Consider the following 20,154-nt stretch of genomic DNA (forward strand, 5'->3'; position numbering starts at 1 on the left):
TGGTCGGGGAGGCGGCCCGATCCCGCCCGGAGGCGCTGGGATAGACTGCCCGACGCTATTGTGTCACCCACATCGACCCGCTGCCGCGGGTGCAGGACATCCATGGCCCGGATCGATTACGAAGACGACGACGATCTCGACGAGGCAGTGCCGTCGACCTGGCACCGCCGCCTCCTGAGCTGGATGCTGGCGCTGATGGGCCTGGGACTCGGTTTTCTGATTCCCTACACGCTGTATCTCAATCACCAGGTCGGCGAGCGCTTCGGCGCCCTGCGTTGGCAGATGCCCACCCGCGTCTACGCCCGCCCGCTGCATCTGGCCCAGGGGGTGGCGATGAACGCCGCCACGCTCAAGACCGAACTGGCCGCGGCCGGCTATCGCGAAGGCGACGGCGTCAAGCCCGGCACCTACGCCACCGAGGGCGCGCGCTGGACGATCTCCAGCCGTGGCTATCGCGATGTCGACGGCGTCGTCGCGCCTGCGCGCGTGCAGGTGTCGCTGTCGGGCGGCCGTATCTCGCGGCTGCGCGATGGCGCGGGCGGTGCGATCGAAGCTGCGCGGCTGGACCCGGCGCGCATCGCCACCCTGTACGGACAGCAGCAGGAAGAGCGACGCTTGGTCCGCGTGCAGGAGGTGCCGCAGCTGCTGACCGACACGCTGCAGGCGGTCGAGGACAAGGACTTCGCGCACCACCACGGCATCGATCTGAGCGGCATGGCGCGTGCGGCGCTGGTGAACCTGCGCGCCGGCGAGGCGCGGCAGGGGGCGAGTACGTTGACCCAGCAGCTTGCGCGCAGCGGTCTTTTGGGCATCGGTCGCGAGCAGACCTACACCCGCAAGTTCAACGAGGTCCTCTACGCGCTGCTGATCGAGGCGCGCTACGACAAGGGCGCGATCCTGGAGGCCTATCTCAACCAGGTGTACCTCGGCCAGCGTGGCGCGCAAGCGATCCACGGCGTCGCCGCCGGTGCCGAGTTCTGGTTCGGCCGCCGGATCGACGACCTGGAGCCCGAGCAGGTCGCGCTGCTGGTCGGCATCATCCGCGGGCCGTCCTACTACGACCCGCGGCGCCAGCCCGAGCGCGCGCAGGCCCGGCGCGATTTCGTGCTGGGCAAGATGCGCGAAAGCGGGCTCATCGACCAGGCCGCCTACGATCGCGCGCTGACACGCCCGCTGGGCGTGACCGATACGCCCGGCAACATCGCCGCCAATCGCTTTCCCGCCTATGTCGACCTGATCCGGCGCCAACTCGCCAACGATTATCCGGCCGGCGCGTTGCAGGGCGCCGGGCTGTCGGTCATGAGCGCGATGGTGCCGTCGGCCCAGGCCTATGCCGAAGGCGCGACCGTGCGCACGCTCAAGGACCTGGGGACGCGCGGGCGCCCGGAACTGCAGGCCGGCCTGGTGATCACCGACGTGCATACCGGCGAGGTCATCGCCGCGGTCGGCAGTCGCGTGCCGAGCGAGCATGGCTTCAATCGCGCGTTCGAGGCGCACCGGCCGGTCGGATCGCTGCTCAAGCCCTTCGTCTACCTGATTGCGCTCAGCAACCCCACCCGCTATTCGCTGGCCAGTTGGGTCGACGACTCGCCGGTCACGGTCACGCTCGAGAACGGCAAGCGCTGGTCGCCCGGAAACGCCGATGGCCGCAGCCACGGCACGGTGCGGCTGATCGACGCGCTGGCCAGCTCGTACAACCAGTCCACGGTGCGCGTGGGCATGGATGTCGGACCGCGCGCGCTGGCCGACGTGGTGCACATGCTGACCGGCATCCGCGCCGAGGCCAATCCGGCGCTGATCCTCGGCGCGATGGACCAGAGCCCCTATGCAATGGCCCAGCTCTATCAGTTCCTGGCATCGGGCGGCGAAGTGCAGACGCTGCGCACCGTGCGCGGCGTCATCGACGAGCAGGGGCGCGTGGTCAACCGCTACGACACCCAGCCCAGTCCCGCGCAGCAGAGCGATGCGCTGTCGGCGCGGGTGGTCACGATCGCGCTGCAGCACGCGGTGACCTCGGGCACCGCGCGCCGGCTGGTCAACGACGGCCTGGGCCGGCTCAACGCCGCCGGCAAGACCGGCACCAGCAACGATGGACGCGACAGTTGGTTTGCAGGCTGGACCGGCGACCACTTGGGCGTGGTGTGGGTTGGCAACGACCAGAACGCGCAGACCGGGCTGGTCGGCGCGACCGGTGCGATGCGGGTGTGGTCCGGGCTGTTCTCGCGGCTGCCCAGTGCACCGCTCGACGTGGGCAGCGAGGGCCTGGAATGGCAGTGGGTGGCGCAGTCCACCGCGACCGATGCCGACTGCCCGGGCGCACGCCGGTTCGCATTCGTCGCCGGGTACGCGCCGCCGTACCAGTCGTGCCGCGGCTACGACCAGGACGGCCAGCCCACGTACATCGACCAGAACGGCAACCCGGTCGACGCCAATGGCGCGCCGATCGAGACCGAGCGGCGCGGCTGGCGCGAGTGGTTTGGCTTCGGCCGCCGCGATCGCGACGAATCACCGCCCGCGCCGCCGCAACCGCCATCGCCGCCGCAGCCCGCGGCCCAGCCGCCTGCCGAGGAATCCCCCCAATGACCGCCTTCCTGTTGCGCGGCGCCTGCTGCGCCGCCGTGCTCGCGCTGGCTGCGTGCACCACACCGCCCACATCCGCCCCGGCGGCCGCCCCGGCCAGCACCCTTGCGCCGCAGGCGATGGTCGCGGCGATCCGCGCTGCCAGCGGCGACGGCGACGGTGAGCTGGCGGTGCAGCCCCTGCGCGATCCGATGGTCGAGGATCTGCGCGAACGCGCAGTCGTACTCGAAGGCCAGGGCGACGTGGCCGGCGCGGCGGCCGCGCTCGATCAGGCGCTGGAGATCGTGCACGACGACCCTGCGCTGCTGCAGGAGCGCGCCGAACTGGCGATCCTGCAGCGCGAGTTCCCGCGCGCGGCGGAGATGGCCGAGCGTGCGCATGCGATCGGCAGCCAAGTCGGCCCACTGTGTCGCCGGCACTGGATCACGCTCGAACAGGTCCGGCTCGCCGCGGGCGATACCGCCGGCGCGACCGCCGCACGGACACAGGCCGACGGCTGCCGCGTCGCCGGCCCGCAGCGCTACTGAGTCCGGACTGCGACGTCGGAGTGCCGGCACCTGACGCCAACGGCCTGGCTGCACGCAGCCGCGAGGCGCTGGTCGAAGGCGGCCTACTGGCGGCGCACATTCCGGCCTTCCGTCCGCGTCCGGCACAGCAGGCGCTGGCGATGGCGGTCGGCGACGCGATCGAGCAGCGCACCACGCTGCTGGCCGAAGCCGGCACCGGCACCGGCAAGACCTTCGCCTACCTGGTGCCGGCCCTGCTGTCGGGCTTGAAGACCATCGTTTCGACCGGAACGCGGGCGCTGCAGGACCAGCTCTACCACCGCGACCTGCCGCGGGTGCGCGACGCGCTCGGCAGCGGTCTGCGCAGCGCGTTGCTCAAGGGGCGCGCGAACTATCTGTGTCTGTATCGGCTGGAGCAGGCGCGCGGCGCGCCGCGGCTGGCGACGCGCGATCAGATCCACCAACTCCAGCGCATCGTCGCCTGGGCCGGGCGGACCCGGCTGGGCGATGTCGCCGAACTCGACGGCTTGCCCGAGGACACGCCGCTGTTGCCGCTGGTCACCTCCACCGTCGACAACTGCCTGGGCAACGACTGCCCGTTCTGGAGCGAATGCTTCGTGGTCCAGGCGCGCCAGCGGGCGCAGGCCGCGGACGTGGTCGTCGTCAACCACCACCTGCTGCTCGCCGACCTGGCGCTCAAGCAGGAGGGGTTCGGCGAAATTCTCCCCGGCGCCCAGGCCTTCATCGTCGACGAGGCGCACCAGTTGCCGGAATTGGCCGCGCAGTTCTTCGGCGAGGGCCTGAGTGCGCGGCCGCTGGTCGAACTGGCGCGCGACGCCGTTGCCGAGTGCCGCGACGTGCCAGGCGCGCTGCCGGTGCTGCAACTGCCGGCGCAGGCGCTCGACGGCGCGGCGCGGGGGCTGCGGATGGCGATGGACGGCCTGCCGGCCCGCGGCACCCGCTATCGGGCGCTGTACCAGCCGGCGGTCGAGGAAGCGCTGCATGCGCTCGATGAAGCCCTGGTGCATCTGCGCGACGTCCTGACGCCCTTGCGCGAGGCCTCGCCCGGGCTCGATGCTTGCCACGCCCGCGCGCTGCTGTGCCTGACCCGACTGCGGCGCTGGAACGACGGCGCTGCGTCCGCTGCCATGTTCGATGATGTGCACGTCGAGGACGCCGACGAAGCCACGCTGGCCGAACGCCCCGGCGATGACAGCGTGCTGTGGTACGAGCTGACGCCGCGGGGCTTCCGCCTGCAGCGCACGCCGTTGGACGTGTCGGCTCCGCTGCGCGCGCATCGCGAGGTCTCTCAGGCAGCCTGGGTGTTCACGTCGGCGACGCTGGCGGTGGACGGCAGCTTTGCGCATATCGCCAAGCGGCTGGGGCTCGACGCCCCACAGACGCTGCTCGCGCCGAGCCCGTTCGATTGGGCGCGCCAGGCGTTGTGCTATCTGCCCCCCCGACTGCCCACGCCGGCCGCGCCCGCCTACACGGCCGCCGTGGTCGACGCCCTGCTGCCGGTGCTGCACGCATCGGGCGGGCGCGCGTTCGTGCTGTTCGCCTCGCATCGCGCGCTGCGCGAGACCGCAGTGCTGTTGCGTGCGTCGTCGCGCTGCCCCTGGCCGTTGTTCGCGCAGGGCGAGGCGCCGCGACACGTGCTGCTGCAGCGCTTTCGCGAGTCCGGCAACGGCGTGCTGTTGGGCGCTGCGAGTTTCCGTGAGGGCGTGGATGTCGCCGGCGACGCGCTGAGCGTGGTCGTCATCGACAAGCTGCCGTTCGCCGCCCCGGACGACCCGGTGTTCGAGGCGCGGCTCGATGCGATCCGCCGCGCCGGCGGCAATCCGTTCCGCGACGAGCAACTGCCGCAGGCGGTCATCGCCCTCAAGCAGGGCGTCGGCCGGCTGATCCGTACCGAGGCCGATCGCGGCGTGCTGGTGCTGTGCGATCCGCGTTTGCTCGGACGCGGTTACGGTGCGCTGTTCCTGGACTCGCTGCCGCCGCTGCCGCGCACGCGCGAGATCGCGGATGTCGAGGCGTTCTTCGCCGCGCCACCTGCGACAATCCCTGCCGGCGCGACCGACGCCGCCCTCCCGCTTCCTGAATCCCGGCCTTCATGAAACTGCTCGCGTTCGAAACCGCCACCGAAGCCTGCTCCGTCGCCATCTGGGACGACGGTCGCGTGCTCCATCGCAGCGAAGTCGCGCCCCGGCGCCATGCCGAGCTCGCGTTGCCGTGGGCCGATGCACTGCTGGATGAGGCCGGAATTGCACGCAGGCAGCTCGATGCGGTCGCGGTCAGCCGGGGCCCGGGCGCCTTTACCGGCGTGCGCCTGGGCATCGCGCTGGTGCAGGGCGTGGCGCTGGCGCTCGATCGCCCGGTCGTCGCCGTCTCGACGCTGGCCGTGCTCGCATTGCGCGCCGGTGCAGGCGAGGGCGCGCACGTGCTCGCGGCGATCGATGCGCGCATGGGCGAGGTCTATCGCGCGGCATTCGCGATGCGTGCAGCCGGACCGGAGGCGCTGTCCGACGAGCGGGTCGGTGCGCCCGACACGATCGCATTGCCGGACGCGGGTGAAGCCTGGTACGGCGTGGGCACCGGCTTCGGCGTCGCCGATGGCGTATTGGCGACGCGCCTGGGCGCGTCCAAGGCGCGGATCGACGCGACTGCGTTGCCGCAGGCGGCCGATCTGGCCGCCCTGGCGGCCGCGGCGTTCGCCCGGGGCGAGGCGGTCGCGCCGGAGCGGGTCGAGCCGGCCTATCTGCGCAACGATGTCGCGCTGACGCTGGCCCAGCAGCAGGTGCGCCGCGCTGAGCGTTGAGCGGACCCTCAGAGCGTCTGCGACTGTCCTATCCTGGGTCCACCCTCATGCGGAAGCCGACCATGTCCTCGCCGTCGCCTGCAGATGCGCGCCCATCGTCCACCCTGCCCCCCGGCCGGCGTCTGCGCGGCTGGCTGCGCCGTGAGGGGCTGCCGCTGGTCGTCCTGCTCGGCCTGTTGCTGATCGCACGCTCGTCGCTGGCCAACCACTATCACGTGCCCAGTGGCTCGATGACGCCGACGCTGCAGCCGGGCGACCGCGTGGTCGTCGACATGCGCGCCTACGGCCTGCGGGTGCCGTTCACCGAGTGGATCCTATGGCCGGGCGACCGACCGGCGCGGGGGGACGTGGTCGTGTTCCGCTCGCCGGCCGATGGCATCCGGCTCATCAAACGGGTCGTCGCCACCGGCGGCGACCGGGTCGACCTTGTCGATGGCCATCTATCGATCAACGGGGTCGCGCTCGCGCCGGTGGCCGGCGCGCCCGAGGATTTCGGCGCCCGCCAGGCGGTGCTCGACCTGGCGGACGGCGGGGGGCCGGACATCCATGGGCTGCGGGTGCCGGCAGGGCATGTGCTGGTGCTCGGCGACCATCGCGGCGCGAGTCTCGACGGCCGCTGGTTCGGCGTGGTGCCCAGCAGCGCGATCTACGGGCAGGCCCGCGGCGTGTTCTGGCGACGGGGCGAGGGCGCGGGCTGGACGCCGCTGTGACCGCGGCCGATGCGCAGATCCGCTTCGACGATGGCGCACGCTACGAACGCTACATGGGCATCTGGAGTCGGCTCGTCGGCGACCGGTTCCTCGACTGGCTCGCGCCGGCGCCGGGGTTGGACTGGCTCGACGTGGGCTGCGGCAACGGGGCATTCACCCAGACGCTGATCGCGCGCTGCGCGCCGGCGCAGGTGTACGGGCTCGACCCGTCCGTGCCGCAGGTGGCGCATGCGCGGGCGCGACTGGCCGGCGATGCGGCGCATCTGCTGGCCGGCGATGCGATGGCGTTGCCGTTTCCGCCGGCCAGTGTCGATGCGCTGGTCATGCCGCTGGTGATCTTCTTCGTACCCGACCCGGAACGCGGTGTGGCCGAAATGGTGCGGGTCGGGCGTCCCGGCGCGCTGGTCTCGGCCTATGCCTGGGATCTGCCCGGCGGCGGTTTTCCTTATCACGCGCTGCAGGCGCGGCTTCGCGCCCGTGGGGTCGTGCTGCCTGCGCCGCCGTCGCCGGATGCCTCGCGCGTGGAGGTGCTGCAGGCATTGTGGGCCGGTGTCGGCCTGTGCGAGGTGCGGACGCATTCAATCGAGGTGCGGCGCACCTTCGCCGACTTCGACGATTACTGGCAGACCGTGCTGGAGGCCCCCAGCATCGGCCCGCAACTGGCCCGGTGGCAGCCGGCGCAGGTCGCGCAGTTCGCCGCCGAGGTTCGCGCCGAACTTCCGGTCGACGGCGCGAACGGCGCGATCACGGTCGGCGCGCGGGCCCATGCCGTTGCCGGCCGCGTGCCGGGTGGGCGATAACCGGCGCGGTAGGCGTCTGCGCCCAGCCGCGTCATCCAGCGTCGGGCGGGAGCGCCATGCGTGGCGGCGGGCCTACTCGGCACGCCATGCTCTGGGCGAGCGCGGTCAGTCGTCCACCAGGGCGCCATCGGGCAGGAAGTTCCAACTGCGGGTGACGTGCAGGATGTCGATCTGCTCGTCGGTCGGCGGCAACGGTGGGTAGGGTTCGGCGAGCCGGGCGATCCGCAGCGCGGCATCGTCGAGCAGGGGCACGCCGCTGCTGCGGATGACATCGGCACGCTCCACCGAACCGTCGCGTCGGATCGCCACGCTGATGACCAGGCGCCCGGCCAGGCCGCGCCGACGGGCCTCGTCTGGGTAGTTCAGGTTGCCCACGCGCTCCACCCGGTCCACCCACTGTCGCAGGTACGTGGCGTAGACGTACTCCTGGGTGCTGGCGGACACGAACTTGCGCTTGGGCCTGCGCGCGTAGCGCTCCGAGCGCAGGTGGATCTCCGCGGCCAGCCGCGCCATCTCCAGGTCGCGTTCGACCCGTTCGGGGCCGGGCGGCAGCGTGCGGCGCTCGGCCTGGGGCGCGGGATCGGGGCTTTCCACTCGGGTCTGACCGCGTGCGCTGGCGACCACGCGCTCGCGCGGCGGCGGCTGGGTGTCGGGCGATTGCGCACGCAGCGGGCGCGGCGCGACGCCGGCCTCGGGGTGCGGCTGCAAGCCCGGTCGCGGCTCGCGCGGCCGCAGGCTGCGCGTGTCCTCGCCGCCGCCCTGATGGCTGGCCTGGGCGAGGAAATCGGCCTGGGCCTGGGTCAGCGGACGCGTGGTCTCGGTCAGGATCACATCCAGCGTCGGCACCACTGGTGCGGCGTCTTCGGTCGAAAAGCCGATGCCCAGCACCAGCAGCCCATGTACCAGCAGCGACAACGCCAGCGTCGCGCCCAGGCGCGCGTCGTCGCCGATCCGCGGCGGCGACGCGGCGGTCACGGCCTGCGGTCGTCGGCGCTAGCGACGCGCATCCGGGGCGATCCGGGACCGGGCCTGTGTCATCCGCGCTCGATCGCGTCGAACAACTGCCCGGCGATGTTCAGCCCGAACTGCGCATCGAGCTCGCGCACGCAGGTCGGGCTGGTGACGTTGACCTCGGTCAGCCAATCGCCGATCACGTCCAGGCCGACGAAGCGCATGCCGCGTTCGGCGAGCGTCGGGCCGACCTGGGCGGCGATCCAGCGGTCGCGCTCGCTCAGCGGGCGGCCCTCGCCGCGACCGCCGGCGGCCAGGTTGCCGCGGAACTCGTCGCCCTGCGGGATCCGCGCCAGGCAGTAGTCCACCGGCACGCCGTCGATCAGCAGGATGCGCTTGTCGCCGTCGACGATCTCCGGCAGGTAGCGTTGCGCCATCGCCAGCCGCCGGCCGCCGTCGGTCAGGGTCTCGAGGATCACGTTGAGGTTCGGGTCGCCGGTTGCGGCGCGGAAGATCGAGCGTCCGCCCATGCCGTCGAGCGGCTTGAGGACCGCCTGGCCGTGCTCGGCGACGAAGGCCTTGAGTGCGGCCGCGTCGCGGGCCACTCGCGTCGGTGGGCAACACTGCGGGAACGCGAGCGCGCCGAGCTTCTCGTTCATGTCGCGCAGACCCTGAGGATCGTTGACGATCCGCGCGCCCTGGCGCTGGGCGACGCTGAGAATCTGGGTGTCGTTGATGAACTCCGGGTCGACCGGCGGATCCTTGCGCATCAACACCACGTCGCCCTCGCCGAAGCGATGCAGCGCCGGGGCGCCGAGGCTGAACCAGTCGGCGGGATCGTCGCGCACGGTCAGCGGCGCCAGTGTCGCCACCGCGTCGCCGCCGGCCATGCCCAGTGCGCCGGGCAGCACGTACTGCAGGCGGTGCCCACGCCGCTGCGCCTCGAGCAGCATCGCGAACGTCGTGTCCTTGGCGATCCGGATCGAGCCGATCGGATCCATCACCACGACGACGTTCAGCGACATACCGGCATCCACGCAGAGGGAAAGCCGGCATGTTAGCAGGGCCTTTGCGGCGCACCTGGCGCCGGTGCGTGTACGCTTGACAGCCCAGCCGCCCGCTGGGATATAACTTCGCGATGCTGCGGCGCCGAATCGGCGCGTCGGGCAGGGGACAGCGACCGCATGAGCAGTGACGACAGACCATCCACCGGATGCCTCGACGGCCTGCGGGTGATGGTGATCGACGATTCGAAGACCATTCGACGGACCGCCGAGACGCTGCTCCGCCGCGAAGGGGCCGAGGTGGTGACCGCGGTCGACGGCTTCGAGGCCCTGGCCAAGATCGTCGAGCACGCACCGCAGGTCATCTTCGTCGATGTGATGATGCCCAGGCTCGACGGCTACCAGACCTGCGCGCTGATCAAGAACAACCGCCGCTTCGGCACGACCCCGGTCATCATGCTCTCGTCCAAGGACGGGTTGTTCGACAAGGCGCGTGGCCGGATCGTCGGTGCCGACGAATACGTCACCAAGCCGTTCACGCGCGAGGAATTGCTCGATGCGATCCGTCACCACGTCGACGCCTGAGGGGAAAGGCATGGCCCGCATCCTGTTGATCGAGGACTCGCCCACCGACACCGCGGTGTTGACCCAGTGGCTGGAGCGGCATGGCTACGAAGTGCTCGCGGCGGCCAATGCCGAGGACGGCATCGCGTTGTGTCGCAGCGAGCGGCCCGACTTGGTGCTGATGGACGTCGTGCTGCCGGGCATGAGCGGCTTCCAGGCCACCCGTGCGTTGGTGCGCGATCCGCAGACCGCGGCCATCCCGGTGGTCATCCTCAGCACCAAGGGCATGGAGACCGACCGCATGTGGGGCCTGCGCCAGGGGGCGAAGGGCTATCTGGTCAAGCCGCCGACCGAAGCGGCGTTGATCGCGCAGATCCGCCAGGTCCTGGGCGGGTGAACGCCTCGGCGCCCGATCTCGCGGCACCGGCGCCGGGGCCGTTCGCACTGCTGGCCGACTATGAGCGGCGCAGCCTGGCGCACGTCGTCGGGCTGCCCGAACAACTGGACGCGCCTGGCCTGTGGCGCGGTGTGGGCTATCGGGTCGGTCGCCGGCTGTTGGCCTCGGCCTTCGACGAAGTCGTCGAGATCCTGGCAATGCCGCCGGTCACGCCCGTTCCCGGCGCCCAGCCCTGGATGCTCGGGGTGGGCAACGTGCGCGGCGCACTGCTGCCGATCGTCGATCTGCGGCAGTTTTTGGAAGGCGAGCCCAGTGCGCGGCAGGACGGTCAGCGGATGCTGCTGGTCCGCCAGCCCGGGGGCGACGTCGCGGTGACGATCGACGCCCTGTTGGGCCAGCGCAGCTTCCTGGAACAGGACCAGGTGCCGCCCGACCGTATCGCCAGCGGGCGCTATGCGCACTTCGTCGAGCGCGCCTACGCGCAAGCCGGTACGGTCTGGGGCGTCTTCAGCCTCGATCGCCTGGCCCGCACGCCCGAGTTCAGACATGCCGCGGCCTGACGCCGCGGCGCGCACTACGATCAGGAAACGCAACGCATGAGCACAGTGGTCGATCCCAGCGCAGGCAAACGGCGCATTCTCGGCACGAACTTCTGGGTCGTGATGATGATCGTCGCCGGCACGGTCCTGGTCCTCAACACCGGCTACGGCACCTGGCGCGCCGCGCAGCTCGGCAGTGCCAGCCTCTCGGCCTCGAACCTGCGCGTGGACAGCCAGCGGCTGGCCAATCAGGGGTCGGAAGCGGCGCGCGGCAATGCGGTCGCGTTCGCGGCGTTCAACGCCACCCGGGCGCAGATCGAGCGCGACATCCGCCAGCTCGAGGAGCGCTACGGCAGCACTGCGGGCGTGTCCGGCCCGATCCGCAAGGTCGCCGCGACCTGGGATCCGCTGGGCGAGAGTGCGGCGCGGCTGGCCGAAGGCGAAGCGGCGGTCACTGCGTTTGCCGGCCACGCCGAGCGTTTCAGCCAGCGCGTGCCGCAGTTGCAGGCGCTGCTCGACGAACTGGTGCGGGCGATGTCGAGCAGCGGCTCGCCGTCGTCGCAGGTGTACATGGCGCTGCGCCAGGTGGTGATCGCCGGCGACATGGCGCGCCGGGTGACCGAGGTGCAGGCCGGCGGCAGTGTCGCCGCGGTGGCCGGCCAGGGCTTGCGCCGGAACGTCGAGGACTTCCAGCAGGTCATGACCGGCCTGCGCGAAGGTGACCCGACACGCGAGTTGCAGGCGCTGACCAACGGCAACGCGCTTGCGGCGCTGGCACGCGCCGACGAGGCCTGGACGCAGATGCGCACCGACCTGGAGGCGATCCTGGCCAGCAGCGAGCCGCTGTTCCAGGCGCAGGCCGCGGCCGGTGAGCTGGTGGCCGGCTCCGACCGGCTGCTGGGCGACAGTGAGGCGCTGTTCAACGCCTTCACCGCCTTCGGCTCGCTGCAGGACCGCAGCCTGCTCGGCAACGTGTGGGTCAGCATCGTCGCCGGCCTGTTGGCGCTGGCCGCGATCGCCGGCCTGGTGACCGAGCTCAATCGCGCCCAGCGGCGGCGCTACGAGACCTCGCTGGAGCTCAACAACCGCAACCAGGAAGCGATCATGCGCCTGCTCGACGAGATGGGCGCGCTCGCCGAGGGCGACCTGACCGTCAAGGCCTCGGTCACCGAAGACATCACCGGCGCGATCGCCGATTCGATCAACAACGCGATCGAGCAGTTGCGCAGCCTGGTGCAGACCATCAACGACACCTCGGTGCAAGTCGCCTCGAGCGCGCAGGAAACACGCGCCACCGCGATGCACTTGGCCGACGCCGCCGAGCATCAGGCCCACGAGATCAATTCGGCCTCCGATCGCATCAACGAGATCGCCGTCAGCATCGACCAGGTCTCGCGCAATTCGTCCGAATCGGCCGACGTCGCCCAGCGCTCGGTGCGCATTGCGACCAAGGGAGCCGGCGTGGTGCGCGAGACGATCGCGGGCATGGATTCGATCCGCGACCAGATCCAGGAGACCTCCAAGCGCATCAAGCGCCTGGGCGAGAGCTCGCAGGAGATCGGCTCGATCGTCGAGCTGATCAGCGACATTTCCGAGCAGACCAACATCCTGGCGCTCAATGCTGCGATCCAGGCCGCCTCGGCCGGCGAGGCGGGACGCGGCTTTGCGGTGGTCGCCGACGAAGTGCAGCGACTGGCCGAACGCGCCACCGGCGCCACGCGGCGTATCGAAACGCTGGTGCAGACGATCCAGTCCGACACCAACGAGGCGGTCACCTCGATGGAGCAGACGACCTCCGAGGTCGTCGCCGGTGCGCGGCTGGCCGAGGACGCCGGCACCGCGCTGGGCGAGATCGAAAGCGTGTCGACGAGCCTGGCCGACCTCATCGAGGGCATCTCCTCGGCGGCGCAGCAGCAGTCTTCGGCCGCGACCAACATCACCGAGGCCATGCACACGATCCAGTCGATCACCGCGCAGACCTCGCGCGGCGCCAGCCAGACCGCCGATTCGATCGGCAACCTCGCCCAGCTCGCCGCCGACCTGCGCCGTTCGGTCGCCGACTTCAAGCTGCCGACCTGAGCCGGACACGGACCGACGCATGAGCGGGCTGCGCGAGGCCATCGACCACACGATGCTGGGCTGGATCAAGCCCGAGCTCGATGAGGTGCTGCGCCAGGCACGGATGGAACTGGAGCGCTTCGTCGAAGCGCCCGACGACGGCACGCGTTTGCACCACTGCGCCGCCGGGCTGCGCCAGGCGACCGGCACGCTGCGGATGGTCGAATTGCAGGCGCCTGCGCTCGTGGTTGAGGAAATGGAGCGGCTGGTCGAGGCCTTGCGCCGGGGCGAGGTCGGGGATCGCGACGCGGCGGCCTCGGCCTTGCTGCGCGGCCTGTTGTTGCTGCCTGACTATCTCGAACGGCTGCAGGGAGGGCATCGCGACATCCCGATCGTATTGCTGCCGCTGCTCAACGATCTGCGCGCCGCGCGTGGCATGCCCGCGCTGCACGAGCGCCTGTTCTTCGATGTCGGGGCGGTCGACGCGCCCGATGCCGAGGGCGAGGACGAGGCCCCGGTCTCGGCCGACACGCTCGCTGCGCTGCGCGAGGCATTCGGCCCGGGCGACGCGCGTCCCAGCGACGCCGAACTCGACCATGCTCGCAGCAGCCTGGCCGGGCGCAACCGCGCCTTGCTCAGTACCGTGACCGAAGCGGTCAAGGACGAATTGCTGCAGGTCAAGGATGCGCTCGACCTGCATCTGCGCACCGGCGTGCGCGATCCCGCCGCGTTGCGGCCGCAGTCGGCTCTGCTGGCTACGGTGGCCGACACGCTGGGCATGGTCGGGCTCGACGACGCCTGCGCGGTGGTCGTGCAGCAGCGCGAGGCGCTGGATGCGATCGTCGACGGCGCGATGCCGGCCGACGAAGCCGCGCTGCTCGACATCGCCGGGGCGCTGCTCTACGTCGATGCCACGCTCGACATGCAGGTCGCGCAACTGGGCGATGCGGTGGCGACCGACGCCGCGCTCGCCGCCGAGGCGCAGCGTGCCCGGACAGTGGCGATCGGCGAGGCGATCGCGGCGTTCGGCGAAGCGCGCGAAGCACTGGTCGTCTTCGTCGACCGGCAATGGGATCGCACGACGCTGTTGGCGGTGCCGGATCTGCTGGTCGAGGTGGCCGGTGCGCTGGCGATGCTGGACCAGCCGCAGGCGGCCGCCTGCCTGGAGGGCGTGCGCCTGTACGTCGACCGCGAACTGCTGGCGGGGGCGCAGGCACCTGCGCCGGGGCCACTGGACGCCTTCGCCGATGCGGTGGCGAGCCTGGAGTCTTTCCTGCAGGGGGTGGACGCGCAACGTCCCGATCGCGACCGGTTCCTCGAGGTCGCCCGCAGCCGCCTGCAGACGCTGGGATACTGGCCGCTGCCCGGCACCGCGCCTGGGGCGCGGGAGGCGGACGAGAACCAGGGCCTCGCCGCCCATGGCGACGGCAGCCATCCCTCGACCGATGACACCCAGACCGGCGACGGTGCGTGGGTGCCGGCAGGTGCGGCGCAGGCGCCGCCGCGGGGTGGCTTCGCGGCCGTCGGCAACGACATCGATGATGAGATCCGGGAGATCTTCCTGGAAGAACTCGCCGACGAGATCGCCCATCTCGAGGCATTGTTGCCCCAGTGGCGGCGCCAGCCCGGCGATCCGGAGCGGCTGCGGCAGGTGCGACGCGTTTTCCACACGCTCAAGGGCAACGGCCGGTTGGTCGGCGCGGTCGAGCTGGGCGAGTTCGCCTGGCGCGTCGAATCGCTGCTCAATCGCGTGATCGACGGCCTGCATCCGGGGGGGCAGGCCGTCGTGGCAGCGGTCGACGTGGCCGCGCAGGCACTGCCGGCACTGGACGCGGCGCTGCGCGACCAGGCCCCGTTGCTGCTCGACGTGGATGCGGTTGCCGCCCGAGTCGCCGAGATCGCGGCGGGGGACGCGGGCATCTCGCCGCCAGCGCCGATGGCCGCGGCCGATGCCGTGCGCACCGTTGAGGCACCGCCCGCTGTGGAGGCCGTCGCCACCGTGCCGGCACGCATCGACGCGCTGCTGCTCGAGATTCTCGATGCCGAGGCCAACGAGCACCTGCTGACCGTCGATGCCTGGATCGACGCGGCCCGTGCCGGAGACGCCTTCGACGTCGAGCGGCTGCTGCGCGCGCTGCATACGATGCACGGCGCGTTCGCGATGGCCGAGGTCCCGGCGGTCGGCGCGTTGTTGGCGCCGGCCGAGGACTATGCCCGGCGGCTGGTCGCCACGCCGTCGGTGCCCGATCCCGAAGCGGTCGACGCGATCGACGCGTTGCGCGGGGCGCTGCGCGAGACGCTGACGCGCCTGCACGACGACGATCCTCGGATCGCCGTGTTGCCGGCCCTGGCGGCACGCCTGGGCGTCGTCCGCGACCGCCTCGATGCGTCGCCGGTCGCCGGCTACGAGATCGCCGACTTCGATGCGCCGATCGAGGACGCGCCCATGTTGGACGAGGGGGACGACGCGGCGGCCACACTGCTCGATGGCGCGCGTTTCGAGCAGGCCGATGTCGAGCAGGCCGATGTCGAGCAGGCTCAGCGCGACGATGGCGAGGGCGAAGACGCGCCTCAGGCATCGGCGCCCTCGGATGCCGCGCCGCTGAGCGTCGATGACGTCGCTGCCGAAGGGCAGGCGCGCGCGCACTCCGATCTCGATCTCTATACGGACATCGCGGCCGATGCCGATGTCGAGCAGGCGGACGCGGCCCCCCCGGCGATCGAGCATCTCGACAGCGCGCGACGCCAGCCCGAACGGGCGTCGGCGCGGCAGCGCCAAGCTGCGATCGATGCCGAGGTCCTTGCCGATGAGCGCCATCGCTACGCTGCGAGGGCGCTGCGACAGGCGGCTGTCGCAACGAGCCAGATCGACGTCGCGCCTCCGCAGGCCGACGTCGGCGTCGCGACGTCGGATGCACGCGATCGCAACGACCTCGCAGATGTGCACGCGTGCTCGCCTGTGGTGCCCGCAGGCGATGCCCCGGACACGGCGACATCGTGGACGCAGACTGCTGTCGACGCCGACGCCGACGCCGACGCCGACGCCGGCGCCGGCGCCCATGTCGATGTCGATGCTGAGCGGAAAGATGAGGGCGAGGGCGCTTCGGATCACGATCCCGAAGGCCCGCTGGACCTGATCGGCCTGGATCCCGAGCTGATCGACACCTTCGTCGAGGAAGGCATCGACCTGCTCGACGATGCCGATGGCCTGCTGGCGCTGTTGCGCGACGATCCGGGCGCCTTGCCTGCGATCGCGGGCCTGCAACGCGACCTGCACACGCTCAAGGGCGGCGCCCGCATGGCCGGGCTCATGCCCATCGGCGACCTCGGGCATGCGATGGAGACGCTGCTCGAGACCCTTGCCGAGCAACACCGGCCGATGCATCGGGACGATCTCGCGCTGCTCGAGCAAGGCTTCGACCGGTTGCACGCGATGCTTGTGCGCGCCGGCGAACGCCGCGCCATCGGACCTTCGCCGGCCCTGGTCGACGCGTTCACGGTGACCGCCCGCAGCGCCGCGGATGCGTCCGGACCGCTCGATGGGATGCACAGCGACGCTGCGCTGATGCCGTTGTCAGCGCCGCTGCCTGCGCTGGCGCTCTCGGTCGACGGCGACGACGACGCCACACGCGGCTCGCAGGAGCAGGTGCGCATCCGGGCCGGGCTGCTCGACCGCCTGGTCACCTACGCCGGCGAGGTCGCGATCTACCGCGCGCGCCTCGAGCAGCAGTTGGGAACCTTCCGCGGCGCGATGCTCGAACTTGGGCAGACCAACGACCGCCTGCGCGACCAGTTGCGACGGCTCGACATCGAGACCGAGGCCCAGATCGTCGCCCGCTATCGGCGCGAAGGCGACAGCGGCGACATCGCGTTCGATCCTCTCGAGCTCGACCGCTTCTCGACCCTGCAGCAGCTTTCGCGCGCACTCGGCGAAACGGCCGCCGATCTCGACAGCCTGCAGCACACCCTCGACGAGCAGACCCGACATTACGAATCGCTGCTGCAGCAGCAGTCGCGCGTGAGCTCGGATCTGCAGGAAGGCCTGATGCGGACGCGCATGGTGCCCTTCGACGGCATCGTGCCGCGCCTGCGGCGCGTCGTCAGGCAGGCCGCCCAGGACACCGGCAAGCAAGTGGACCTGCACCTGGCCGGCGCCCACGGCGAGATCGATCGCAATGTGCTCGAGCGCATGGGCCCGCCGCTCGAGCACCTGTTGCGCAACGCCGTCGCGCATGGACTGGAAACGCCGCAGGCACGCCAACAGGCGGGCAAGCCCGAGGTGGGCGCGATCCGCATCGCACTGCGCCGCGAGGGCGCGGAGATCGTGCTGGAGGTGGCCGACGACGGCACTGGACTGGACCGCGCGGCGATCCGCCGCCGCGCGCACGAGCGCGGCCTGCTGACGCCGGATGCGCAGATCGCCGAGCGCGACCTGGACGCGCTGATCCTGCAGCCCGGCTTCACGACCGCCAGCGCGCTCAGCCACGTGGCCGGGCGCGGCGTCGGCCTGGACGTGGTCGCCAGCGAGGTCCGCCAGCTCGGCGGCAGCGTCGACATCCAATCGCGGGACGGCGTGGGCAGCACGTTCGTGTTGCGGTTGCCGCAGACGCTGGCCGTGACCCAGGCCGCGTTCGTGCGTATCGGGGAGACCACCTTCGCGGTGCCGATCGCCTCGGTGCGCGGCGTCGGCCGCATCGCGCGCGACGCGCTGCGCGCGGGCCGTGACTACCGGTACGGCGACGAGGACTACGCGCTCCACGACCTGGGCCGGCTGGTCGGACAGGCGCCTGCGCGTGCCGAAGGCCACCTGCAGATGCCCTTGCTGCTGATCCGCGCCGGCGAGCTGCGCGCGGCGGTCGCGGTGGACGAGATCCTGGGCAACCGCGAAATCGTGGTGAAGCCGGTCGGGCCCCAGCTCACGTCAATCCCGGGCATCTTCGGCGCGACGATCATGGGCGACGGTCGCGTGGTGGTGATTCTGGATATCGCGCCACTGGTGCGTCGGCAGGCGGCGCAGCCCGAAGCGGCCATCGCTGCGGCGCCGTCGCCCGTGCAGGCCCGTCGTGTCCCGCTGGTGCTGGTCGTCGACGATTCGATCACGATGCGCAAGGTCACCTGCCGCGCGCTGGAGCGGCAGGGCCTGGCGGTGGCGACCGCGAAGGATGGCATCGACGCGCTCGAGCGCATGGACGAACGGATTCCCGATCTGGTGCTGTTGGATATCGAGATGCCGCGCATGGATGGCTACGAACTGGCGATGCGGATGAAGGCCGACCCTCGGCTGCGCGCGTTGCCGATCATGATGATCACCTCCCGCAGCGGCGACAAACACCGCGAGCGTGCGCTGGAGATTGGCGTCGATCGCTACCTCGGCAAGCCGTATCAGGAGACGGAGCTCCTGCGGCATGTCCAGGCCTTGCTGGGACTGGAGCCCGACGATGCGTGACCCTGCCTTGCGTGTGGTGGTGCTGGCCCGGCCCGGCCCGGTCTGCGACCGGCTTGCGGCGGCTGTGGTGGAGGCCGGCGCGGACGCGGCCGTACAGATCGACCCGCTGAGGGCGGACGCCGAGCAAGTGGACGCGCTCGCCCCGGCCGCGATCGTGGTCGCGCTGGAGCCGGTGATCGCCGACGCGATCGAGGCCCTGGCGCCGGTGTTGGCACGGTCCGGACGCATGGTCGTGTTCGAGGACGCTGACCGGGTACTCGAGCGCAGTGGCGACGCCGCCGCGCATTGGGTGCGGCAGCTGGGCGCCAAGCTGCGGCTGCGCGAGGACCGAGGGTCCGATGCCGATGCCGCGCAGACAGGCGATGCGTCGAATGCGTCGTCCGGCAATGCGGCCTACGCCTTCGATCCGGTCGCAGCCGAGTACGACGACCCGCCGCATGCGCCCTTCGAGCTCGATTTCGGTTTCGACGGCAGTGACGATCGTGCCGACGCAGCGCCGATGCCCCCTGCCACTGCGGACAGCGCCCCGGTGGCCGCAGCCGCCGACGCGGCCGAGCGCGACCAGGACCACGACGTTCTGGGCGTGCCATCGGCGGACATCGACCTGCTGCCGTCGTTCCGTGGGCTTGCCGACGAGTCCGGACCGCCACCGCCGATACCGCCTGCGCACGATCTGGCCGATCTCGAGCAACGGATCGCCGGCCTGGCGCTGGCCGACGCCGACAGCTATGGCCACGGTCCGGAGCGTGGGCTGGTCCTGATGGACGGCGGGCTCGGCAGTCCGGATGCGGTGCGGCAACTGTTGGGTGCGCTGCCCGAAGACTTCCCGCGGCCGATCCTGGTGCGGCTGCACCTGGAGAGCGGGCGCTACGACCAACTGGTTCGGCAGATGGCGCGTGTGGCCGCGATGCCGGTGCACCTGGCCGAACCCGGCATGGCGATCGCGCCGGGCGCGGTGTACGTGCTGCCGCCGGATCTGCAGCCGCAGCGCACAGGCGGGCACGTGCGCTTCGCCACCGGCGGCGATCCCGCCGCGATCACGCAAGCCATGCCAGCCGCCGACAGTGCGTGGCTGCTGCTCAGCGGGGCCGATCCCGCGCTCGTGCCGCTGGCCACGGCGCCCGCCTGGCAGGGCGCGCTGGTCGTCGGGCAGGACGGCGCGGGGTGCTACGACCCCACCGCTGCCCAGGCGTTGAATGCGCGCGGCCATCAGACCGGGACCCCGCCGACGCTCGCCGCCTGGGTGATCGAACGCTGGATGCCCGGCGCCGGCGCGCCCCAGCACGAGGGCTGGTCGCTGTGAGCACGACGGCCGAGATCCGGTGCGTGCTGATCCGGACCGGGACGACGCAACTGCTGCTGCCCAACGCGACGATCTCCGAGGTGCTGTCGTACTCGGTGCCCGATCCCATCGCCGGCGCGCCGGCGTGGCTGCCTGGGCGGCTGCGCTGGCGCGGCTGGCGGTTGCCGCTGGTCGCCTTCGCGACGCTGTCGGGCCAGGGTGATGACACGGCCGGGCTTGGCAACAAGGTGGTCGTGCTCAAGGCGCTCGGCGGCGATCCGCACCTGCCGTATCTCGCACTCTCGACCCAAGGCTTCCCGCGCCTGGTCACGGTCTCGGCCGCGCAATTGCGCCAACCCGATGGCGCGCACGACACCGCGCCGTTGCCGTTCGCGATCCGTGCCCATGTGCGCCTGGGCGAGGAGGTCGCGCAGATCCCGGACCTGGATGCGCTCGAGCGCGCAGTGCGCGAGGTCGTGGGCTAGGGCAGGCCGGTCCC

15 protein-coding genes are annotated in these 20,154 nt (G+C 71.4%); 13 read left to right on the forward strand and 2 right to left on the reverse strand.

Features of this window, described 5'->3' with window-relative positions:
* The first annotated feature begins 102 nt into the window (after window positions 1-102).
* From mrcB to ABE488_RS13840, 6 genes are all read left to right on the forward strand, one after another.
* Window positions 103-2,583: a penicillin-binding protein 1B gene (mrcB, locus tag ABE488_RS13815; RefSeq protein WP_346448964.1), complete on the forward strand. Its 2,481-nt coding sequence runs from the start codon at window positions 103-105 to the stop codon at window positions 2,581-2,583.
* Entirely contained in the window at window positions 2,580-3,107 is a 528-nt protein-coding gene (locus ABE488_RS13820) for a hypothetical protein (RefSeq protein WP_346448966.1), read from the forward strand. Before mrcB ends, ABE488_RS13820 begins: the two co-directional genes overlap by 4 nt.
* A gap of 20 nt (window positions 3,108-3,127) precedes the next feature.
* Window positions 3,128-5,203 carry an ATP-dependent DNA helicase gene (locus tag ABE488_RS13825; protein ID WP_346448968.1) on the forward strand — a complete coding sequence of 692 codons (2,076 nt, stop codon included), beginning with the start codon at window positions 3,128-3,130 and terminating at the stop codon, window positions 5,201-5,203.
* Window positions 5,200-5,904, forward strand: a complete 705-nt coding sequence (gene tsaB / locus ABE488_RS13830) for a tRNA (adenosine(37)-N6)-threonylcarbamoyltransferase complex dimerization subunit type 1 TsaB (RefSeq protein ID WP_346448970.1) — start codon at window positions 5,200-5,202, stop codon at window positions 5,902-5,904. Before ABE488_RS13825 ends, tsaB begins: the two co-directional genes overlap by 4 nt.
* Before the next feature lie 62 nt (window positions 5,905-5,966).
* Complete coding sequence (gene lepB / locus ABE488_RS13835) at window positions 5,967-6,614, forward strand: signal peptidase I (protein ID WP_346448971.1); 648 nt, start codon at window positions 5,967-5,969, stop codon at window positions 6,612-6,614.
* Complete coding sequence (locus tag ABE488_RS13840; protein ID WP_346448973.1) at window positions 6,611-7,414, forward strand: class I SAM-dependent methyltransferase; 804 nt, start codon at window positions 6,611-6,613, stop codon at window positions 7,412-7,414. Before lepB ends, ABE488_RS13840 begins: the two co-directional genes overlap by 4 nt.
* Window positions 7,415-7,519: 105 nt before the next feature.
* Here ABE488_RS13840 and ABE488_RS13845 read toward each other — a convergent pair whose 3' ends face one another.
* Both ABE488_RS13845 and gshB read right to left on the reverse strand, forming a co-directional pair.
* Window positions 7,520-8,389 (reverse strand): energy transducer TonB, encoded by an 870-nt coding sequence (locus ABE488_RS13845; protein ID WP_346448975.1) that lies wholly within the window; start codon window positions 8,387-8,389, stop codon window positions 7,520-7,522.
* Between the two features lie 59 nt (window positions 8,390-8,448).
* Window positions 8,449-9,390 carry a glutathione synthase gene (gene gshB / locus ABE488_RS13850; RefSeq protein ID WP_346448977.1) on the reverse strand — a complete coding sequence of 314 codons (942 nt, stop codon included), beginning with the start codon at window positions 9,388-9,390 and terminating at the stop codon, window positions 8,449-8,451.
* A gap of 159 nt (window positions 9,391-9,549) precedes the next feature.
* Here gshB and ABE488_RS13855 point away from each other — a divergent pair, with 159 nt between their 5' ends.
* From ABE488_RS13855 to ABE488_RS13885, 7 genes are read left to right on the forward strand one after another with little or no spacing between them, the layout of a single operon-like run.
* Window positions 9,550-9,954 carry a response regulator gene (locus ABE488_RS13855; protein ID WP_346443028.1) on the forward strand — a complete coding sequence of 135 codons (405 nt, stop codon included), beginning with the start codon at window positions 9,550-9,552 and terminating at the stop codon, window positions 9,952-9,954.
* Between the two features lie 10 nt (window positions 9,955-9,964).
* A complete protein-coding gene (locus ABE488_RS13860) occupies window positions 9,965-10,330 on the forward strand; it encodes a response regulator (RefSeq protein WP_346448978.1) in 366 nt (121 codons plus the stop codon).
* Window positions 10,327-10,890, forward strand: coding sequence for a chemotaxis protein CheW (locus ABE488_RS13865; protein WP_346443025.1), 564 nt, complete (start codon window positions 10,327-10,329; stop codon window positions 10,888-10,890). Before ABE488_RS13860 ends, ABE488_RS13865 begins: the two co-directional genes overlap by 4 nt.
* A gap of 36 nt (window positions 10,891-10,926) precedes the next feature.
* Complete coding sequence (locus ABE488_RS13870; protein WP_346443024.1) at window positions 10,927-12,948, forward strand: methyl-accepting chemotaxis protein; 2,022 nt, start codon at window positions 10,927-10,929, stop codon at window positions 12,946-12,948.
* A gap of 19 nt (window positions 12,949-12,967) precedes the next feature.
* The gene (locus ABE488_RS13875; protein ID WP_346448980.1) at window positions 12,968-18,373 is read left to right on the forward strand and encodes an Hpt domain-containing protein; all 5,406 of its coding nucleotides are present in this window, start codon (window positions 12,968-12,970) and stop codon (window positions 18,371-18,373) included.
* Entirely contained in the window at window positions 18,366-19,676 is a 1,311-nt protein-coding gene (locus ABE488_RS13880; protein ID WP_346448982.1) for a chemotaxis protein CheB, read from the forward strand. Before ABE488_RS13875 ends, ABE488_RS13880 begins: the two co-directional genes overlap by 8 nt.
* Window positions 19,673-20,140 carry a chemotaxis protein CheW gene (locus ABE488_RS13885; RefSeq protein ID WP_346448984.1) on the forward strand — a complete coding sequence of 156 codons (468 nt, stop codon included), beginning with the start codon at window positions 19,673-19,675 and terminating at the stop codon, window positions 20,138-20,140. Before ABE488_RS13880 ends, ABE488_RS13885 begins: the two co-directional genes overlap by 4 nt.
* Window positions 20,141-20,154 lie beyond the last annotated feature (14 nt).

Source organism: Luteimonas sp. TWI662 (genome assembly GCF_039673825.1).
Lineage (GTDB): Bacteria > Pseudomonadota > Gammaproteobacteria > Xanthomonadales > Xanthomonadaceae > Luteimonas.

Bases quoted from the DNA above. Each gene is read 5' to 3' on its own strand.
- gshB (WP_346448977.1), bottom strand. From the start codon at position 9,390: ATGTCGCTGAACGTCGTCGTGGTGATGGATCCGATCGGCTCGATCCGG.
- ABE488_RS13870 (WP_346443024.1), top strand. From the start codon at position 10,927: ATGAGCACAGTGGTCGATCCCAGCGCAGGCAAACGGCGCATTCTCGGC.
- mrcB (WP_346448964.1), top strand. From the start codon at position 103: ATGGCCCGGATCGATTACGAAGACGACGACGATCTCGACGAGGCAGTG.
- ABE488_RS13855 (WP_346443028.1), top strand. From the start codon at position 9,550: ATGAGCAGTGACGACAGACCATCCACCGGATGCCTCGACGGCCTGCGG.
- lepB (WP_346448971.1), top strand. From the start codon at position 5,967: ATGTCCTCGCCGTCGCCTGCAGATGCGCGCCCATCGTCCACCCTGCCC.
- tsaB (WP_346448970.1), top strand. From the start codon at position 5,200: ATGAAACTGCTCGCGTTCGAAACCGCCACCGAAGCCTGCTCCGTCGCC.
- ABE488_RS13860 (WP_346448978.1), top strand. From the start codon at position 9,965: ATGGCCCGCATCCTGTTGATCGAGGACTCGCCCACCGACACCGCGGTG.
- ABE488_RS13875 (WP_346448980.1), top strand. From the start codon at position 12,968: ATGAGCGGGCTGCGCGAGGCCATCGACCACACGATGCTGGGCTGGATC.
- ABE488_RS13880 (WP_346448982.1), top strand. From the start codon at position 18,366: ATGCGTGACCCTGCCTTGCGTGTGGTGGTGCTGGCCCGGCCCGGCCCG.
- ABE488_RS13820 (WP_346448966.1), top strand. From the start codon at position 2,580: ATGACCGCCTTCCTGTTGCGCGGCGCCTGCTGCGCCGCCGTGCTCGCG.